Source organism: Salinadaptatus halalkaliphilus (assembly GCF_006543045.1).
GTDB classification, from domain to species: domain Archaea; phylum Halobacteriota; class Halobacteria; order Halobacteriales; family Natrialbaceae; genus Salinadaptatus; species Salinadaptatus halalkaliphilus.
Genome location: NZ_RBZW01000038.1, coordinates 1 through 1,922, shown reverse-complemented (window position 1 = coordinate 1,922; position 1,922 = coordinate 1). Strand labels below are relative to the sequence as shown.

Sequence of the window (1,922 nt, the reverse complement as noted above, 5' to 3'; positions counted from 1 at the left end):
TAGCCCGTTGCACGCTTTCGAAATTAGCTGCGACCTATCATGGTGTGGGCACTAGCGTCTAAAATAGTCACTTTAACTAGACTAGAAGTCGGATCGAAGGTATGCCTAACACCAGATCCGACACGAGAGAGAACACAGATACGACTCATAAAACTGCTGTTCGTGAGTTCCTCCGCACCCATGAAGAGGTTGCTTCGAAGGACCAACTCCGCGCTGGCACCGAGGTGCCAGCGTGGTATATCGACCAGATCGCTTCTCAAGACCCCTTTTACACCTCGCTCAATTACAACGGCGAGTACATCGCCAGCAAGCACGTCGTTGGTCACCGATCTACCCACGACGGCTTCTGGCGACCTGAGGTGGATGACGGCATCGCCGTCTTCCACCGCAAGGAGTCCACCAAAGCCACCCTCAAACACCTTGCATTCAACCGTCCGTCCGGACTTACCGCCGCTGAAGCAAACGATCGCCTCAATAGACCCTGTTATCGTGCGCTCGCTGCCCTTGCTGATGACCAGGAGGTTCACGCTACTAAGGTCAATGGGACGACCGTCTACACCCACCGCTGGCCGTCCCGCCGGGACGTCCAGCTCTCCCAGCGCGAAACCGACCAGCCATCAGCCGTCAGTCCGCCGGAACCGGCGGACGACGGCTTCCTCTACCGCGATGAGTTGCTCGCTACCTTCCTCTCGGTGGCCGTTTCAGACATCCAGTCCATCCCGCCCGAACGGGCTGCTGCACTGGTCCTGCGCCAGTTCGAGGGCGACTCGTTCGACGCCCTCGAACGCCGCATTCGCCGGAACTACTCCCTTCGTGAAGCGCTCGACTACACCAAGCCAGAGGATGTCCCCGACGGGACATCCCTCTGGCGGGCCTTCGACGAGCTCCAACCCGAGGAACTTCGTGACTGCCTTCAGTCGATGTGTAGCGAAGTGCTCGCTGAACACGATCACGCTGGTGAGTTCATCGTGATCGATGGAACACACATCGCCGCCTGGGCAAACACCCGCGAAGAGATCGAAGACGGCGACGTCGAAGGGGCTAGCTGGGGCTATCACGAGGGGAAATTCTACGGCTACAAGGTGTTTCTGGTGGTTGACGCAGCGAGTGAGCTGCCGGTCGCCATCACGATGGAGACCGGCAGCAGGAACGACAGTAAAGCGTTCACGCCGCTGATTGAGGAGTTCAACGACCGCTACGACTTCGAGGACATTCAGGCAGTGCTGGCTGATGCTGGTTTCGACAGCCAGGGGAACAGAGAGCAGAGTCAGCAACGGCTTTCCAGCCCGTTGCTGACGGCCATCAACCCTCGTCGATCGAAGCCGCTGAAAGCGATCAAAGAGGAGATCAAGCGGTTGTTCAAGAAACACGGAGACGAGATAGAGAGTCCATACGACGCCCTTGAGCGACTTCCACAGAAACAACTGTCCGAGTACGGCGTTAAGGTTGGCAGCGTCGAGGAGACGTACATTTTCCAGGCGATCAAGGAACGAATGCATCGACACCTGCGCGCAGGTGTCGAGCGCGTTTTCTCTCGTCTGAAGTCCTTTACTGGCCTCGATCGCGTCCGCGCCCGCAAAGAGAACAACGTTGAAACCCACGTTGTTCTCTCTGCGGTGGCACTGGTCGCGGCCTCACTGACCGCGAAACGTCAGGACAAACCAGGGCTGATACGCTCGCCTAGTCGGTTGATCTGACGACGACGATTCCCCGTCCGAAACACAAGGTCGCCGCCTGAGAGACATCGCTCTCAGGCGGCTCGATTTGTGGCTGAATCTTGATCAGTAGCGGCGAATCAGGACATACTTCGGGCGTTGCTATCAGCAAAATGAACGTCAATCTGGCACATCTTGTCCTCAGTCGCTTGGATCGAGGCTACCCAGCCACGTCCTGCGAACTGATATTGAAGATGCAACAGGCTA

1 protein-coding gene is annotated in these 1,922 nt (G+C 57.5%); it reads left to right on the top strand.

The genetic code is table 11. The annotated features are described in order from the left end of the window. The first annotated feature begins 224 nt into the window (after positions 1-224). Complete coding sequence (locus tag D8Y22_RS13855; protein ID WP_246084451.1) at positions 225-1,697, top strand: transposase; 1,473 nt, start codon at positions 225-227, stop codon at positions 1,695-1,697. The last annotated feature ends 225 nt before the right edge of the window (positions 1,698-1,922 follow it).